This window comes from Nonomuraea sp. NPDC050783, from assembly GCF_040802095.1.
GTDB lineage: Bacteria > Actinomycetota > Actinomycetes > Streptosporangiales > Streptosporangiaceae > Nonomuraea.
On the sequence record NZ_JBFAHK010000014.1, the window covers coordinates 66,181 to 80,280 of the forward strand.

Genomic DNA, 14,100 nt, shown 5'->3' on the forward strand with positions numbered 1-14,100 from the left:
CTAACAACTATGTGGTCGGAGTCGACTTCGGCACGTTGTCCGGCCGCGCGGTCGTCGTCCGGGTGAGCGACGGCGCCGAACTGGGCAGCGCCGTCCACGAGTACGCCCACCGCGTCATCGAGCACGAGCTGCCCGGCTCGGGCGTGCGGCTGGGCCCCGACTGGGCGCTGCAGTCGCCGCAGGACTGGCTGGAGGTGCTGAAGAGGGCCGTGCCCGCCGCGCTCGCCGCCGCCGGCGTCCCGGCCGAGCAGGTCATCGGCATCGGCACCGACTTCACCGCCTGCACCGTCCTGCCCACCACGGCCGACGGCACGCCGCTGTGCGAGCAGACGCCGGAGCTGCCGCACGCCTGGCCCAAGCTGTGGAAGCACCACGCCGCGCAGCCGCACGCCGACCGCATCAACGAGCTGGCCGCCCGCCGCGGCGAGAGCTGGCTGCCGCGCTACGGCGGCAAGATCTCCTCCGAGTGGGAGTTCGCCAAGGCTCTCCAGGTGCTGGAGGAGGCCCCCGACGTCTACGCCAGGGCAGAGCGCTGGATCGAGGCCGCCGACTGGATCATCTGGCGGCTCACCGGCGTCGAGAGCCGCAACATCTGCACGGTCGGCTACAAGGGGGTCTTCCAGGACGGCGCCTACCCGTCCAAGGAGTTCCTGGCCGAGCTGAACCCCGGCTTCGCCGGCTTCGTGGACAAGCTCGCCACCGGCAAGGTCGGCGACGACGTGGCGGGCGTCACGCTGGCCCCGCTCGGCGGCCTGGCCGGCCGGCTGAGCGCCGAGGCCGCGGCCTGGACCGGCCTGCCCGAGGGCGTCGCCGTGGCCGTCGGCAACGTGGACGCGCACGTCACCGCCGCCGCCGCGGACGCCGTCCGGCCCGGCCAGATGGTGGCCATCATGGGCACCTCCACCTGCCACATCATGCCCAGCGACCGGCTCGCCGAGGTGCCCGGCATGTGCGGCGTGGTCCGCGACGGCATCGTGCCCGGCCTGTGGGGCTACGAGGCGGGGCAGTCGGCGGTCGGCGACATCTTCGCCTGGTACGTCGAGTCCTGCGGCCGTACCCACGAGGAGCTGACCGCCCTGGCCGAGAAGCAGGCCGTCGGCCAGCACGGCCTGGTGGCGCTGGACTGGTTCGGCGGCAACCGCTCGGTCCTGGTGGACCACAACCTCTCCGGGGTGATCGTCGGCCAGACCCTGGCCACCAGGCCCGAGGACGTCTACCGCGCGCTCATCGAGTCCACCGCCTACGGCGCCCGCATGATCGTTGAGACGTTCGAGCAGGCCGGCGTGCCGGTCGAGGAGTTCGTCGTGGCCGGCGGCCTGCTGAAGAACCCCTTCCTCATGCAGATCTACGCCGACGTGCTGCGCCGCCCGCTGTCGGTCATCGGCTCCGACCAGGGGCCCGCGCTCGGCTCGGCCATCCACGCGGCCGTCGCCGCCGGCGCCTACCCGGGCATCGAGGAGGCCGCGGCGGCCATGGGCAAGCGCACCGAGGCCGCGTACACGCCGGACCCGGAGCGCGCCGACGCCTACGACCGGCTCTACGCCGAGTACCGCCGCCTGCACGACTTCTTCGGAGACGGCCGCATGCTGCACACGCTGCGCGCCATCAGGAACGAGGCCCACGCATGAACATGAGGAAGACCGTCGCCGACCTGCACGCCGAGCTGGTCCGCTACAACCTGGTGGTGTGGACCGCCGGCAACGTCTCCGGCCGCGTCCCCGGCGAGGACCTGTTCGTCATCAAGCCCTCCGGGGTCTCCTACGACGAGCTGACGCCGGAGAACATGGTGGTGTGCGACCTGGACGGCAACCTGGTGGAGGGCGAGCACGCCCCCTCCAGCGACACCGCCGCGCACGCCTACGTCTACCGCAACATGCCCGACGTCGGCGGCGTCGTGCACACCCACTCGACCTACGCCTCGGCCTGGGCCGCCCGCGGTGAGGCGATCCCCTGCGTGCTGACCGCGATGGCCGACGAGTTCGGCGGCGAGATCCCGGTCGGGCCGTTCGCGCTGATCGGCGACGACTCGATCGGGCAGGGCATCGTCGAGACGCTGAAGGGGCACCGCTCCAAGGCGGTGCTCATGCGGAACCACGGCGTGTTCACCATCGGCAAGGACGCCAAGGCCGCGGTGAAGGCGGCCGTCATGTGCGAGGACGTGGCCCGTACCGTGCACGTGGCCCGCCAGCTCGGCGAGCCGCTGCCCATCGCGCAGGACGACATCGACCGCCTGTACGACCGTTACCAGAACGTCTACGGACAGAGGAGCCCGCGTTGAAGATCTGGTTTCTGACCGGCAGCCAGGGGCTGTACGGCGAGGACACGCTCCGCCAGGTGGCCGAGCAGTCCCAGCGCATCGCCGAGCAGTTGCCCGTCCCGGTCGAGTGGAAGCCCGTGCTCACCGACGCCGCCGCCATCCGGCGGGTGATGCTGGAGGCCAACGCGGACGACTCGTGCGCCGGGGTGATCGCCTGGATGCACACCTTCTCCCCGGCCAAGATGTGGATCGCCGGCCTCGACGCGCTGCGCAAGCCGCTGCTGCACCTGCACACCCAGGCCAATGTCGAGCTGCCGTGGGCCACCATCGACATGGACTTCATGAACCTCAACCAGGCCGCGCACGGCGACCGCGAGTTCGGGTTCGTGCAGACCCGCCTCGGCGTGCCGCGCAAGACCGTGGCTGGGCACGTCAGCGACCCGGCCGTGGGCGCGCGGATCACCGCGTGGGCACGCGCCGCCCAGGGCCTGGCCGAGGTCCGCCAGCTCAAGCTGGTGCGCTTCGGCGACAACATGCGCGACGTGGCCGTCACCGAGGGCGACAAGGTCGAGGCGCAGCTCCGCTTCGGCGTCTCGGTCAACACCTACGGCGTCAACGACCTGGTGGCGGCCGTGGACGCGGCCTCCGACGCGGACGTCACCGCGCTGGTCAAGGAGTACGAGGAGCAGTACCGGGTGGCCCCCGAGCTGCTCGGCGACCGCAACGAGTCGCTGCGCTACGCCGCCCGCATCGAGCTGGGCCTGCGCGGCTTCCTGGAGGCCGGCGGCTACCGGGCGTTCACCACGAACTTCGAGGACCTCGGCGGCCTGCGCCAGCTCCCCGGCCTGGCCGTGCAGCGCCTCATGGCCGACGGCTACGGCTTCGGCGGCGAGGGCGACTGGAAGACCTCGGTGCTGCTGCGCACCCTGAAGTCGATGTCCGGCGAGGGCACCGGCGGGACCTCCTTCATGGAGGACTACACCTACGACCTGACGCCCGGCAACGAGCTGATCCTCGGCGCGCACATGCTGGAGGTCTGCCCGTCCATCGCCGCCGGCACGCCGTCCTGCGAGATCCACCCGCTCGGCATCGGCAACCGCGAGGACCCGGTGCGCCTGGTGTTCGACGCCGCCCCCGGCCCCGGCATCGTGGTCGGCCTGTCGGACATGGGCGACCGGTTCCGCCTGGTGGCCAACGAGATCGACCTCGTGGCGCCGCCCGAGCCGCTGCCCAAGCTGCCCGTGGCCCGCGCGGTCTGGAGCCCCCGCCCCAACCTGCGCACGTCCACCGAGTCGTGGCTCACCGCGGGCGCGCCGCACCACACCGTCCTCACCACGGCCGTGAGCCGCGAGGAGCTGACCGACCTGGCCGAGATGCTGGGCGTCGAGCTGGTGATCATCGACGCCGACACCACGACCGAGCGCTTCGCCAAGGAGCTGCGCTGGAACCAGGCGTACTACCGCCTGGCCCAGGGCTTCTAGTCCTCCTCGGCGGGTCGCTTCGGGGCGTTCCTGCGCTGCTCCTCGGCACGTTCGCGGCAGCGGCGCAGGAACTCCTCGTCGTCGGCGGGGTCGGTGGCGGCGAAGCGGCCGGGACGGTCGTACTCGGGGAAGGCGCTGGGCCGCGTCGCCGACGGCCGCCGCTCCGGCCGGCCGGCCAGCAGCCACACCAGCGAGCCGACCAGCGGCGCCAGGAACACGATCACCAGCCACATGATCTTGGGCAGGTTGCGGCACAGCGGCTCGGGCGTGGTGATCACGTCGAAGAGGCAGTAGAGCCAGAGCACGAGCGTGACCAGGCTCATGACCTCGTACAGGTACAACACGGCGCACCTCCGTCAACGGCCAGACGAAACTAGCGGCACCCGGCCGGGCTGACAAGCGGCGCCTGTGGGAAGGTAAGGCCGTGACGCTGACCAATTGGGCAGGAAACACCGCATTCCGCGCGAGCAACGTCCATCACCCCTCCTCGATCGACGAGCTGCGGCGGCTCGTCGCCGGCAGCGCGCAGGTGCGGGCGCTGGGGAGCGGCCACTCGTTCAACGACGTCGCCGACACCACCGGCGACCTCGTGATCCTCGACCGGATGCCGGACGCCGTCGAGATCGACACCGCCGCCGCCCAGGTGCGGGTGCCGGCGCGCACGACGTACGCGCGGCTCGCGGCGCTGCTGGACGAGCGCGGCCTCGCGCTGGCCAACCTGGCCTCGCTGCCGCACATCTCCGTGGCCGGCTCGGTCGCCACCGGCACCCACGGCTCCGGCGACACGATCCAGGGCCTGGCCGCCGCCGTCGCCTCGCTCGACCTCGTCACCGCCGACGGCTCGCTGCTCACCCTCTCGCGCGGCGACGCCGACTTCCCCGGCGCCGTGGTGGCGCTGGGCGCGCTCGGCGTCGTCACCTCGCTCACCCTCGACCTGGTGCCCGCCTTCGAGGTACGCCAGTACGTCCGCGAGGGCCTGCCGATCGAGGCCCTCGCCCACTTCGACGACATCATGGCCGCCGGTTACAGCGTCAGCCTGTTCACCGACTGGCGCGAGACCCGGGTCTGGCTCAAGCGCACCGAGGAGCTGACCGACCCCGACTGGTACGGCACCCGCCCCGCCGACCGCCCCCGCCACCCGCTGCCCACCATGCCCGCCGACCCCTGCACGCGCCAGCTCGGCGTGCCCGGCCCCTGGCACGAGCGGCTGCCGCACTTCCGCGCCGACTTCGAGCCCAGCGGCGCCGGCGACGAGCTGCAGTCGGAGCTGATCCTGCCGCGCGAGCACGCGGTCAAGGCGCTGCGCGAGCTGTACACGATCGGCGAGCGCATCCGGCCGGTGCTGCAGATCTCCGAGGTCCGCACCATCGCCGCCGACGAGCTGTGGCTGAGCCCCTTCCGCGGGCGCGACAGCGTCGGCATCCACTTCACCTGGGTCAAGGACCCTGAGGCCGTGCGGCCGGTGCTGGAGCTGGTGGAGGAGACGCTGGCGCCGTTCGAGCCGCGGCCGCACTGGGGCAAGCTGTTCACCCGGTGGCCGGAGTGCCCCGACCGGTTCCGCTCGCTGGCGCGGCGGCTGGACCCCGGGGGCACCTTCGCCAACGGCTTCGTCCGCCGGTTGCTGGCGGAGTAGCGCCTACCTCCGGGGGAGTAGCGCGGCGGGCGCCCGGCTGCGTCCCCGGGCGTAGCCGGTCACCGGTCCCGGGGACGATGTGCCGGGGCCGCCGATCGGCGAGGGTTGGGGCATGACCGATCATCCGTTCAGGTTCGGCGCGGTCGCCGGACGAGCCCCCGACTGGTGCGGCCTGGCCCGGCGGGCCGAGGACCTCGGCTACACGACCCTGCTGGTGCCGGACACGCTCGGCACGCTCTCGCCGTTCAGCGCGGCCGCCGCGGCCGCCGCGGTCACCACCCGGCTGCGGATCGGCACGTACGTGCTGAGCGTCGCCAACCGCACGCCGCGCGCCGTCGCCTGGGAGGCGGCCACGCTGCACGAGCTGTCCGGCGGCCGCTTCGAGCTGGGCCTGGGCGCCGGCCGGCCGGACGCCGAGCGCGACGCCGCCGAGCTGGGCCTCCCCTACGGCACGCCGGGCGAGCGCGTGCGGCGCCTGGCCGACACCATCGACGCCGTCGCCGGCGCGGCCCCGGAGGTGCCGGTGCTCGTCGCGGCCTCCGGCACCTGGCTGCTGCGGCTGGCCGCCGCCCAGGCCCGCACGCTCGCGCTCGGCGTCCCGCCCCAGTACACGGAGGAGCAGGTGGCGGCCAGGCTCGACGAGCTGTACGAGCTGGCCGGCGACCGTTTCCACGACCTGGAGCTGGCCATGAACCTGGTGTCCGCCGGCGCCGAGCCGCCCGCCTGGCTCGGCCCCCTCGGGCCAGGGGCCACCGGCGCGCTGCGCGGCACGCCCGCCGAGATGGCCGAGGTGCTGCGCCGCCGCAGGGACCGGCTCGGGGTGTCGTACGTGTCGGTCAACGCCCAGTACCTGGAGGAGTTCGCCCCGGTCGTGGAGCTGCTGGCCGGAACCTGACCGGTTCTGACAGGTTCACCGGGCACGATGGACGCCATGACCGCAAAGGGAACCTTCGACACCGCGAACTGGAACGCCGAGCAGCCCTACGAGGACCGCGACGGCGTGACGCTCGGCCTCGTCACCATGACCAAGACCTTCCACGGCGACCTGACCGGCACCAGCCTCGTCACCCTGATGGTGGCCTCGACGCCGGTGGAGGACTCCCGCTCGTACGTGGCGCTGGAGCGCGTCGAGGGCACCCTGGACGGCCGTCCGGGCAGCTTCGTGGTGCAGCACAACGCCGTCAGCGACCGGGGCGCGCAGTCGCTGCGCGTGTCGGTGGTGCCGGACTCGGCGACGGGGGAGCTGACCGGCCTGCGTGGCGAGATGGACATCGTGATCGACGCCGACGGCGGGCACTCCTACACCTTCGACTACACGCTCTGATGGCGTTCGCGGGTCCCGCCGGGTAACGTACCGACCGGCCGGTACGCCCGATCCTCCGGAGGAGCCTCGCCGTGTGGGACCCCGAACTCGCCGAACTGCACCGCCGCAGGAAGCTGGCCGAAGGCATGGGCGGCGAGGAGCGGGTGGCCCGCCAGCACGCCACCGGACGCCTCACCGTCCGCGAGCGGCTGGCCGCGCTGACCGACTCCTGGCAGGAGATCGGCGCGCTGGCCGGCCGGGCCGACGGGGAGGCGTTCACCCCGTCCAACGTCATCATCGGCCGGGCCCGCCTCGACGGCCGCAGGATCGTGGTGTCCGGCGACGACTTCACCGTGCGGGGCGGGGCCGCCGACGCCGCCATCCACGACAAGCAGATCCTGGCCGAGCGCATGGCCGGCGAGCTGCGCGTCCCCATCGTCCGGCTCATCGACGGGACGGGCGGCGGCGGCAGCGTCAGGCAGCTGGAGGAGTTCGGCCGCACGTACGTCCCTCACAACCCCGGCTGGGACCAGGTGGTGGCCAACCTCGGCCGCGTCCCGGTGATCGCGCTGGCGCTCGGCCCGGTGGCCGGGCTGGGCGCGGCCCGCCTGGTCACCTCCCACCTGTCGATCATGGTGAAGGAGCTCTCCCAGGTCTTCATCGCCGGCCCCGCCGTCGTGGAGGCGGGCATGGGGGAGAGCGTGGGCAAGGAGGAGCTGGGCGGCTGGCGGGTGGCCGCCGCGGCCGGCACGGTGGACCTGGTCGCGGAGTCGGAGCAGGAGGCGTTCGCCCTCGCCCGGCGCGCGCTCTCCTACCTGCCCCAGAACGCCTGGCAGCCGCCCCCGGTCACGCCCTGCGCCGACGACCCCGGCCGGGAGGCCCCCGAGCTGCGCGAGCTCGTCCCCAGGGAGCGCCGCCGCCCCTACGACATGCGCCGCGCCCTGGACCTCATCCTCGACGCCGGCAGCGTCCTGGAGCTGGGCCGCCGCTTCGCCCCCTCCGTGATCACCGCCCTGGCCCGGCTGGACGGCCACCCCGTGGCGGTCCTGGCCGCCGACCCCCGCGTCTACGGCGGCGGCATGACCGCGGCGGGCGCGGACAAGACGGCCCGTTTCATCGACCTGGCGGAGACCTTCCACCTGCCGGTCGTGCACCTGGTGGACCAGCCGGGCTTCGTCATCGGCACGGCCGCCGAGCGGGCGGGCACGATCCGCCGGGGCGCCCGCGCCCTGGCCGCCGTCTACCAGTCCACGGTGCCCTGGGCGTCGGTCCTGGTCCGGCGCGTCTTCGGCGTCGCCGGCGCCGCCCACCGGCCGCACGACCGCTACACCTTCCGGGTGGCCTGGCCCTCCGGCGACTGGGGCTCGCTGCCGATCGAGGGCGGGCTGGAGGTCGCCTTCAAACGCCTGCTCGCCGAGGCCGGCGAGGACGCGGCGGCGCTGAAGGCGGAGATCGCCGAGCGCCTGGAGGCGGTACGGTCGCCGTTCAGGACGGCCGAGGCGTTCCTGGTGGAGGACATCATCGACCCCGCCACGACCCGCCCGCTCCTGACCGGCTGGGTGCGGGACGCCTACGCGGCCCTGACGCCAGGGCCTCGGCCCACGACCCGGCCCTGACCACTCCAAAGAGGTGGAGCTATGGGGATTCGAACCCCAGACCTCCTCCATGCCATGGAGGCGCGCTACCAACTGCGCTATAGCCCCTTGCGGCCTGCGCCGCGGATATGAGTGTATCGGACTTCGCGAGCACGCAGGACACGCTAGGACAGCAGCAGACGCAGGATCGGCTCGGCGTGCGTCCACAGCAGGGAGCCGCCCGCGCCGGGCACGAGGTGGTGGCGGGCGCCGCGGATGCGCCGGGACAGAGTGCGGCCCTGGTCGGGGGAGTGGTGCAGGTCCTGGTCGCCGTACCAGAGATCGACCGGGACCGGGGTCTCGGACAGGGGGAGCGGCCAGGGGCTCATCGCCAGCACGCTGTCGCGGGCGTAGCCGGCGGGGCCCTGGGCGAACGCCTCGGTCATGGCGCGGCGGTAGGCGCGGGCGAAGCCGGGCTGCTCGTACACCGCCCGGTCCACGGCGGGGCTGTTGGGGACGATCATGCCCCAGAGCGCGTCGGGGGTGAGGGAGGCGAAGAACGTCTCGGCGGCCGACGGGTCGGCGGCCACCGTCTTGACCAGGTCGCGGAAGTGGTCGGGCAGGACGTCGGGCATGGTGGCGACCTCGTCGGCGCCCGAGACGATCGCCACCCGGCGCACGGCCGGCGCGAAGGCGCAGGCCAGGGCGAACGGCGCGCCCTGGGAGAAGCCGACCACCCGCAGGTCGCCCAGGCCGAGGGCCGCGACGTCGTCGGCCCAGGAGGTCAGGGTGCGGCCGGGGGAAGGGTCGGAGGCGCCGAGGCCGGGACGGTCGAGCGAGATGAGCCGGACGCCGAGCTCGTCCACGACGCCCGCCCCGAAGCCGAGCCACCGGCTCGTGCCCGCCCCCGGGCAGAGCACGACCGGTGTCCCGGTGGCGGGCCCCCACTCGGCCCAGCCCAGGCGGCGGCCGTCGGGCAGGTGGCTCTCGCCGAGCCGGGCCGGCGCGGTGATCAGGGCGTCCTTCGTCATGCCGGTCACTTTGCTGGAGCCGGCCCGCCGCCCGCAAATCGTTTAGCCGAGCGTGTGCGCCTTGCCGATCAGGCCGGCCAGCTCGGTCACCATCGGGTCCTCCGAGAGCGAGGCGAGCCGCGAGGCGTGCTCGGCCAGCTCCGGCAGGCCCAGCCCGAACGCCTCCCGGTCCCGCAGGTACACCGCGAACGCCGCCACCACCACGTCCACCTGCAACCGGACCGGCGTGCCCGTGTCCCACACGCCCCCGGCCAGGTCCCCGGAGCCCAGCGACCGGCTCGCCTCGGACGCCGCGCGGGTGTCGGGGTCCTGCCAGCGGACCACGGCCTGGGCGAGCTGGCCGGAGGCGCCGGGCTTGAGCTTGAGCGCGTAGAGGGCGGTCACCGCGTGGCCGGGTCCGATCTCGCCGCCGTCGCGGCTGTCGTCGCGGAACTCCTCGGCGGTCAGGGCGCGGTTCTCGTAGCCGATGAGGCGGTAGGTGTCCACGACGGACGGGTTGAAGACGACCTGGGCCTTGGCGTCGCGGGCCCGCAGCTCGATGGTGGCGGTGAGCTGGGTCGCGAAGAGCTTGTCGGCCTCCTCCTGGGAGCTGACGTACACGGCCATGCCGTCGCCGTTGTCGGCGAGCTGCTCCATCAGCGCGTCGCCGTACTCGCGGCCGACGCCGACCGTGAGAAGCGCGACCTGCCGGCCCGCGTACTCCTTGACCCGGTCGAGGATGCCCTGCCAGGCGGTGTCGCCCTGGTTGGCCAGGCCGTCGGAGAGCAGGATGACCCGGTTGGTGGCGGCCGGGCGGAACGCCTTGGCGGCCTCCTGGTAACCGGCGACCAGCCCGGCCTCCAGGTTCGTGCCGCCCTCGGTCTCCAGCCGGTCCACGGCGGCCTCCAGCTCGGCGCGGGCCGTGAGCGGCGTCATCGAGGCCAGCACCTGGGCCTCGTCGCTGAAGGACACGATCGACACCTGGTCGCCGGGCGCCAGCCGGCCGAGCAGCGTGTGCAGCGCGGACCTGACCAGGTCCAGGCGGCCGGCCTCGGCCATCGAGCCGGAGACGTCCACCACGAAGGTGAGGTTGGCGGGGCGGCGCGCGGCGGCGTCGGCGGCGCGGGTCTGCAGGCCCACCCGCAGGACGGCCTCGTCCCGGCCGCCGGGCAGCCGGGCGCCGTCCACGTGCACGGCGAAGCCGTCGTCCGGCGGCTGCCCGTAGTCCTGGCGGAAGGCGTTGACCCACTCCTCGGGACGGATCTCGGCCGGCTCGGGCCAGCGGCCCTCGCCGAGGACGCGGCGGGCGTAGCCGTACGACGCGGTGTCCACGTCCAGCGCGAACGTGGAGATCTGGGCCGTGGTCGTGTCCTGCTCGTCCTTGTCCCGCCCGTCCTGCCCCTGTTCCTGCGCGTCCGGCTGCGACTGCGGCTGCCGCTGCGCCGGGGCCTGCGACGCGGCGGACTTGGGCGCGTTCTCCGCGCTGCCGGCCGAGCCGCCGGAGCCCCCGCACCCGGCGAGCACGAGCACGGCGACGAGGCCGGTGCCGATGGCTAACGGAAGAGTTCTCATCTCAACCACCTCCGACCCCTTTCGACGGCGCCGGACCCGCCGGCCGCCGGGCCGGTGACGCAAGCGAGCACAAACCGCGATCGTTACGTGATCAGTTGTGAGGAGAGGTGCCCGTGGGACGGAGGCGGACCGGGGGCCTGGAGCGGATCACGGTTTCCAGGCCGGATCCCGGCCGATGACCCCGAGGAAACGCTCCAGCGTGGGGGCGTCCTCGGGCACCGCGACCTCCTCGCCGAACGCGCCCTGGCGGCGGCCCATCGGCGCCATGTCCCTGGCGAAGGCCAGCAGCCTGGCCGCGGTCTCCTCCGGCACCTCGTAGGGGCGGCCGGTGGCCCTCGACAGGTCCCAGCCGTGGGCGACCAGGTCGGTGAGTGCCATGTGGGCGAGGACGGTCCGCGGCAGCCCGCCCATCGCCTCGCTGACGCCCTCCCACGACTCCGGCCGCTCCCAGACGGCCAGCATGCGCTCGACCCGCTCGGGGAAGTCGCCGGTGTACTCCTTGGGCGGCAGGAAACCGCCGCCGCCCGCGACCGACTCGAAGAGCGAGGCCCCCCACTCCATGTGGTTGACGAGATCCTTGACGTCGTACTCCTGGCACGGAGTGGGCCGGCCGAGCTCCTCCTCGGGAATGCTCCTGACGAGGGCGACGGTGCGGTCGGCGGCGGCACGCAGCATGGGTAGCAACTCGTCTCTCATGTGCTACAGGATGCCAGCGCCCGGTCCTCCACCGTGATCCGAATCGTCAGAAGAACCGCGTTGGCGGCGGTGAAGAGCAGCGCCGTGAGCCAGGCGGTGTGCACGAGCGGGAGCGCCAGGCCCTCCGCGACGACGGCCACGTAGTTGGGGTGCCGTACCCACCGGTACGGCCCGCCGCTCACCAGCGGCAGCCCCGGCACCACGACCACCCGCGTGTTCCACTGCCGCCCCAGCGTCGCGATGCACCACCAGCGCAGCCCCTGGGCGAGGAGCACCACGGCCAGCATCGGCCAGCCGAGCGCCGGGACGAAGGGCCGGCCGAGCAGCCACACCTCGGCCGGCGCGGCGGCCAGCAGCACCACGTGGGCGGCGACGATCCAGGGATAGTGCCCCCGGCCGTGCTCGACGCCGCCCCGCGCGCGGGCCCACGCCAGGTTGCGCCGGGCCACGACCAGCTCGGCCAGCCGTTCCGCGACGACCAGCCCGATCAGCACCAGGTACGCGCTCACCGGCGCCTACCAGTGCAGCAGGAGCAGCTCGGCGGAGAAGCCCGGCCCCAGGGCCATCAGCACGGCGGGCGCGCCCGGCCGGCCGCGGGTCTGCTGCAACACGTTCAGCACCGACACCGACGACAGGTTGCCGCGCTCGCGCAGCGACCGCCAGGTCACCTCGACCGCCTTGGGCGGCAGGTCGAGCGTCTCCGTGATCTTCTCGATGACCTTGGGGCCGCCGGGGTGGCAGATCCAGGTGCCCACCTGGTCGGGGGTCAGGCCGTAGTCGGCGAGGAAGGCCCGGATGTCGCCGGCCAGCCGCTCCTCCACGAAGCCGGTCAGGTCGGGGTCCAGGACGATGCGGAAGCCGTGGTCGCCGATCTCCCAGCCCATGAGGTGCTCGGTGTCGGGGTACAGGTGGCTGCGGGTGGCCACGACCTCCGGCCCCTGGCCGCGTCCGGTCGCGACGACGGCCGCCGCGCCGTCCCCGAACAGGCCGCTGGCCACCAGGTTCGCGATCGAGGTGTCGTCGCGCTGGATCGTCAGCGAGCACAGCTCCACGCACACCAGCACCGCGACGTGGTCGGGCCAGCCGCGCAGGTAGTCGTACAGGCGGGACAGGCCGGAGGCGCCCGCGGCGCAGCCGAGCCCGAACACCGGCACCCGCTTGACGTCCGGCCGCAACCCCACCCGCTTGGCCAGCCGCGCGTCCAGGGAAGGCGTGGCCAGGCCGGTGGTCGAGCACAACAGCAGGTGGTCCACCTTCTCCGGCTCCACGCCGGCCTGGTCGAGCGCGGCCCGCAGGGCCTGCTCGGACAGGTCGAGGGCGACCTCCACGTACGCGTCGTTGGCACGGCGGAAGGAGTCGAGCTTGGTGTACTCCTCCAGGGGGAGCGCCAGGTTGCGGCCGGTCACGCCGGTGGCGGTGTGGAACCGCCGCAGCAGGCCCTCGTCGCAGTCGGTCAGGCGGGCGAACGCCTCGGTGATCTCCGCCTGCTCGTAGCGGTGGTCGGGCAAAACCGTCTGTACCGCCGAAATATGCATATAGTTCCTCTGCCGCGGGAGGGGCCCGGCTAACATGCGCTCATGCTCCTCCCCGCACCGGCCCGGCCCCATCAGGTCGCTGTGCTGGTCTTCGACGGCATGGCGCCGTTCGAGCTGGGCTGCGTTGTGGAGCTGTTCGGGCTGCCCCGGCCGGAGCTCGACGTGCCCTGGTACGACCTCAAGGTGTGCGCGGAGACGCCGGAGCCGCTGCGGGTGGTGGGCGGCTTCACCCTGCGCGCCGAGCACGGGCTCGACGTGCTCGCCGCGGCCGAGACGGTGATCGTCCCCGGGGTGGCGGACGTGCGCGGGCCGGTGCCGGCCGGGCTCGTCGCCGCGCTGCGCCGGGCCGGCGAACGCGGGGCGCGCCTGGTGTCCATCTGCTCGGGCGCCTTCGCGCTGGCCGCCGCCGGGCTGCTCGACGGCCGCCCGGCCACCACCCACTGGAGGTACGCCGCCCTGCTCCAGGAGCGCTTCCCCGCCGTCCGGGTCAACCCCTCGGTCCTGTACGTGGACGACGGCGACGTGCTCACCAGCGCGGGCAGCGCCGCCGGGCTGGACCTGCTGATCCACCTCGTCCGCACCGACCACGGCCCTGGCGTCGCCAACGCCGTCGCCCGCCGCCTCGTCGTGCCGCCGCACCGGGAGGGCGGGCAGGCCCAGTTCATCGAGGCGGCGGTCACGCCGGTCGGGGACGACGACGCGGTGGCCCGGGCCATGACCTGGGCCCTGGAGCACCTCGCCGAGCCGATCACCGTGGCGGACCTGGCCCGGGCGGCCACCATGTCGCAGCGCTCGTTCATCCGGCACTTCCGGCGGCAGACCGGGACCAGCCCGCTGCGGTGGGTGATCGCGCAGCGGGTGGCGGCGAGCCTGCCGATGCTGGAGTCCACGGGGGCGCCGGTGGAGGAGATCGGGGCGGCGGTGGGGTTCGAGAGCGCGGTGACGTTCCGCCACCACTTCGCCAAGGCCATGCGGACCTCGCCGTCGGCCTACCGCAGGACGTTCGCCACCGGCTCACCCTGACGCGGGAGCCGGCACG

General features: G+C 73.6%; 14 protein-coding genes and 1 tRNA gene. 8 read left to right on the plus strand and 7 right to left on the minus strand.

Annotated features, from left to right (window positions below; translation table 11 throughout):
- Nucleotides 1-11 precede the first annotated feature (11 nt).
- From araB to araA, 3 genes are read left to right on the plus strand one after another with little or no spacing between them, the layout of a single operon-like run.
- Entirely contained in the window at nt 12-1,628 is a 1,617-nt protein-coding gene (gene araB, locus AB0H75_RS32010; RefSeq protein WP_367803152.1) for a ribulokinase, read from the plus strand.
- 2 nt (nt 1,629-1,630) lie between these two features.
- Entirely contained in the window at nt 1,631-2,278 is a 648-nt protein-coding gene (locus AB0H75_RS32015) for an L-ribulose-5-phosphate 4-epimerase (RefSeq protein ID WP_367803155.1), read from the plus strand.
- The gene (araA, locus tag AB0H75_RS32020; protein WP_367802818.1) at nt 2,275-3,738 is read left to right on the plus strand and encodes an L-arabinose isomerase; all 1,464 of its coding nucleotides are present in this window, start codon (nt 2,275-2,277) and stop codon (nt 3,736-3,738) included. The genes AB0H75_RS32015 and araA overlap by 4 nt, the downstream gene beginning before the upstream one ends.
- Here the strand turns inward: araA and AB0H75_RS32025 are convergent.
- Entirely contained in the window at nt 3,735-4,082 is a 348-nt protein-coding gene (locus AB0H75_RS32025; RefSeq protein WP_367802820.1) for a PLD nuclease N-terminal domain-containing protein, read from the minus strand. The genes araA and AB0H75_RS32025 overlap by 4 nt on opposite strands.
- Before the next feature lie 80 nt (nt 4,083-4,162).
- Here AB0H75_RS32025 and AB0H75_RS32030 point away from each other — a divergent pair, with 80 nt between their 5' ends.
- The 4 genes from AB0H75_RS32030 (at nt 4,163) to AB0H75_RS32045 (ending at nt 8,290) form a co-directional block, all read left to right on the plus strand.
- Nucleotides 4,163-5,371 carry an FAD-binding protein gene (locus AB0H75_RS32030; RefSeq protein ID WP_367802822.1) on the plus strand — a complete coding sequence of 403 codons (1,209 nt, stop codon included), beginning with the start codon at nt 4,163-4,165 and terminating at the stop codon, nt 5,369-5,371.
- Nucleotides 5,372-5,483: 112 nt separating this feature from the next.
- Entirely contained in the window at nt 5,484-6,266 is a 783-nt protein-coding gene (locus AB0H75_RS32035) for an LLM class flavin-dependent oxidoreductase (protein ID WP_367802824.1), read from the plus strand.
- A gap of 36 nt (nt 6,267-6,302) precedes the next feature.
- The gene (locus tag AB0H75_RS32040; protein WP_367802826.1) at nt 6,303-6,695 is read left to right on the plus strand and encodes a DUF3224 domain-containing protein; all 393 of its coding nucleotides are present in this window, start codon (nt 6,303-6,305) and stop codon (nt 6,693-6,695) included.
- 71 nt (nt 6,696-6,766) lie between these two features.
- The gene (locus AB0H75_RS32045) at nt 6,767-8,290 is read left to right on the plus strand and encodes an acyl-CoA carboxylase subunit beta (protein WP_367802828.1); all 1,524 of its coding nucleotides are present in this window, start codon (nt 6,767-6,769) and stop codon (nt 8,288-8,290) included.
- 14 nt (nt 8,291-8,304) lie between these two features.
- Here AB0H75_RS32045 and AB0H75_RS32050 read toward each other — a convergent pair.
- From AB0H75_RS32050 to AB0H75_RS32075, 6 genes are all read right to left on the minus strand, one after another.
- Nucleotides 8,305-8,377: transfer RNA gene (locus AB0H75_RS32050), tRNA-Ala, on the minus strand.
- A 56-nt stretch (nt 8,378-8,433) separates the two neighbouring features.
- A complete protein-coding gene (locus tag AB0H75_RS32055; protein WP_367802830.1) occupies nt 8,434-9,279 on the minus strand; it encodes an alpha/beta fold hydrolase in 846 nt (281 codons plus the stop codon).
- 42 nt (nt 9,280-9,321) lie between these two features.
- Nucleotides 9,322-10,830, minus strand: coding sequence for a von Willebrand factor type A domain-containing protein (locus AB0H75_RS32060; RefSeq protein ID WP_367802832.1), 1,509 nt, complete (start codon nt 10,828-10,830; stop codon nt 9,322-9,324).
- A 147-nt stretch (nt 10,831-10,977) separates the two neighbouring features.
- Nucleotides 10,978-11,526, minus strand: coding sequence for a TIGR03086 family metal-binding protein (locus AB0H75_RS32065; RefSeq protein ID WP_367802834.1), 549 nt, complete (start codon nt 11,524-11,526; stop codon nt 10,978-10,980).
- Nucleotides 11,523-12,035, minus strand: coding sequence for an isoprenylcysteine carboxyl methyltransferase family protein (locus tag AB0H75_RS32070; protein WP_367802836.1), 513 nt, complete (start codon nt 12,033-12,035; stop codon nt 11,523-11,525). The genes AB0H75_RS32065 and AB0H75_RS32070 overlap by 4 nt, the downstream gene beginning before the upstream one ends.
- A gap of 6 nt (nt 12,036-12,041) precedes the next feature.
- A complete protein-coding gene (locus AB0H75_RS32075) occupies nt 12,042-13,061 on the minus strand; it encodes a type III polyketide synthase (protein ID WP_367802838.1) in 1,020 nt (339 codons plus the stop codon).
- Nucleotides 13,062-13,103: 42 nt separating this feature from the next.
- On the opposite strand from AB0H75_RS32075, the gene ftrA reads away from it, so the two are divergent.
- Nucleotides 13,104-14,084 (plus strand): transcriptional regulator FtrA, encoded by a 981-nt coding sequence (ftrA, locus tag AB0H75_RS32080; RefSeq protein ID WP_367802840.1) that lies wholly within the window; start codon nt 13,104-13,106, stop codon nt 14,082-14,084.
- Nucleotides 14,085-14,100: the final 16 nt, after the last annotated feature.

What these genes read in the sequence shown, in the direction of transcription:
- AB0H75_RS32015 (WP_367803155.1), top strand. Translation starts at nt 1,631, where the DNA reads ATGAGGAAGACCGTCGCCGACCTGCACGCCGAGCTGGTCCGCTACAAC.
- AB0H75_RS32065 (WP_367802834.1), bottom strand. Translation starts at nt 11,526, where the DNA reads ATGAGAGACGAGTTGCTACCCATGCTGCGTGCCGCCGCCGACCGCACC.
- AB0H75_RS32060 (WP_367802832.1), bottom strand. Translation starts at nt 10,830, where the DNA reads ATGAGAACTCTTCCGTTAGCCATCGGCACCGGCCTCGTCGCCGTGCTC.
- ftrA (WP_367802840.1), top strand. Translation starts at nt 13,104, where the DNA reads ATGCTCCTCCCCGCACCGGCCCGGCCCCATCAGGTCGCTGTGCTGGTC.
- AB0H75_RS32040 (WP_367802826.1), top strand. Translation starts at nt 6,303, where the DNA reads ATGACCGCAAAGGGAACCTTCGACACCGCGAACTGGAACGCCGAGCAG.
- AB0H75_RS32035 (WP_367802824.1), top strand. Translation starts at nt 5,484, where the DNA reads ATGACCGATCATCCGTTCAGGTTCGGCGCGGTCGCCGGACGAGCCCCC.
- AB0H75_RS32075 (WP_367802838.1), bottom strand. Translation starts at nt 13,061, where the DNA reads ATGCATATTTCGGCGGTACAGACGGTTTTGCCCGACCACCGCTACGAG.
- AB0H75_RS32055 (WP_367802830.1), bottom strand. Translation starts at nt 9,279, where the DNA reads ATGACGAAGGACGCCCTGATCACCGCGCCGGCCCGGCTCGGCGAGAGC.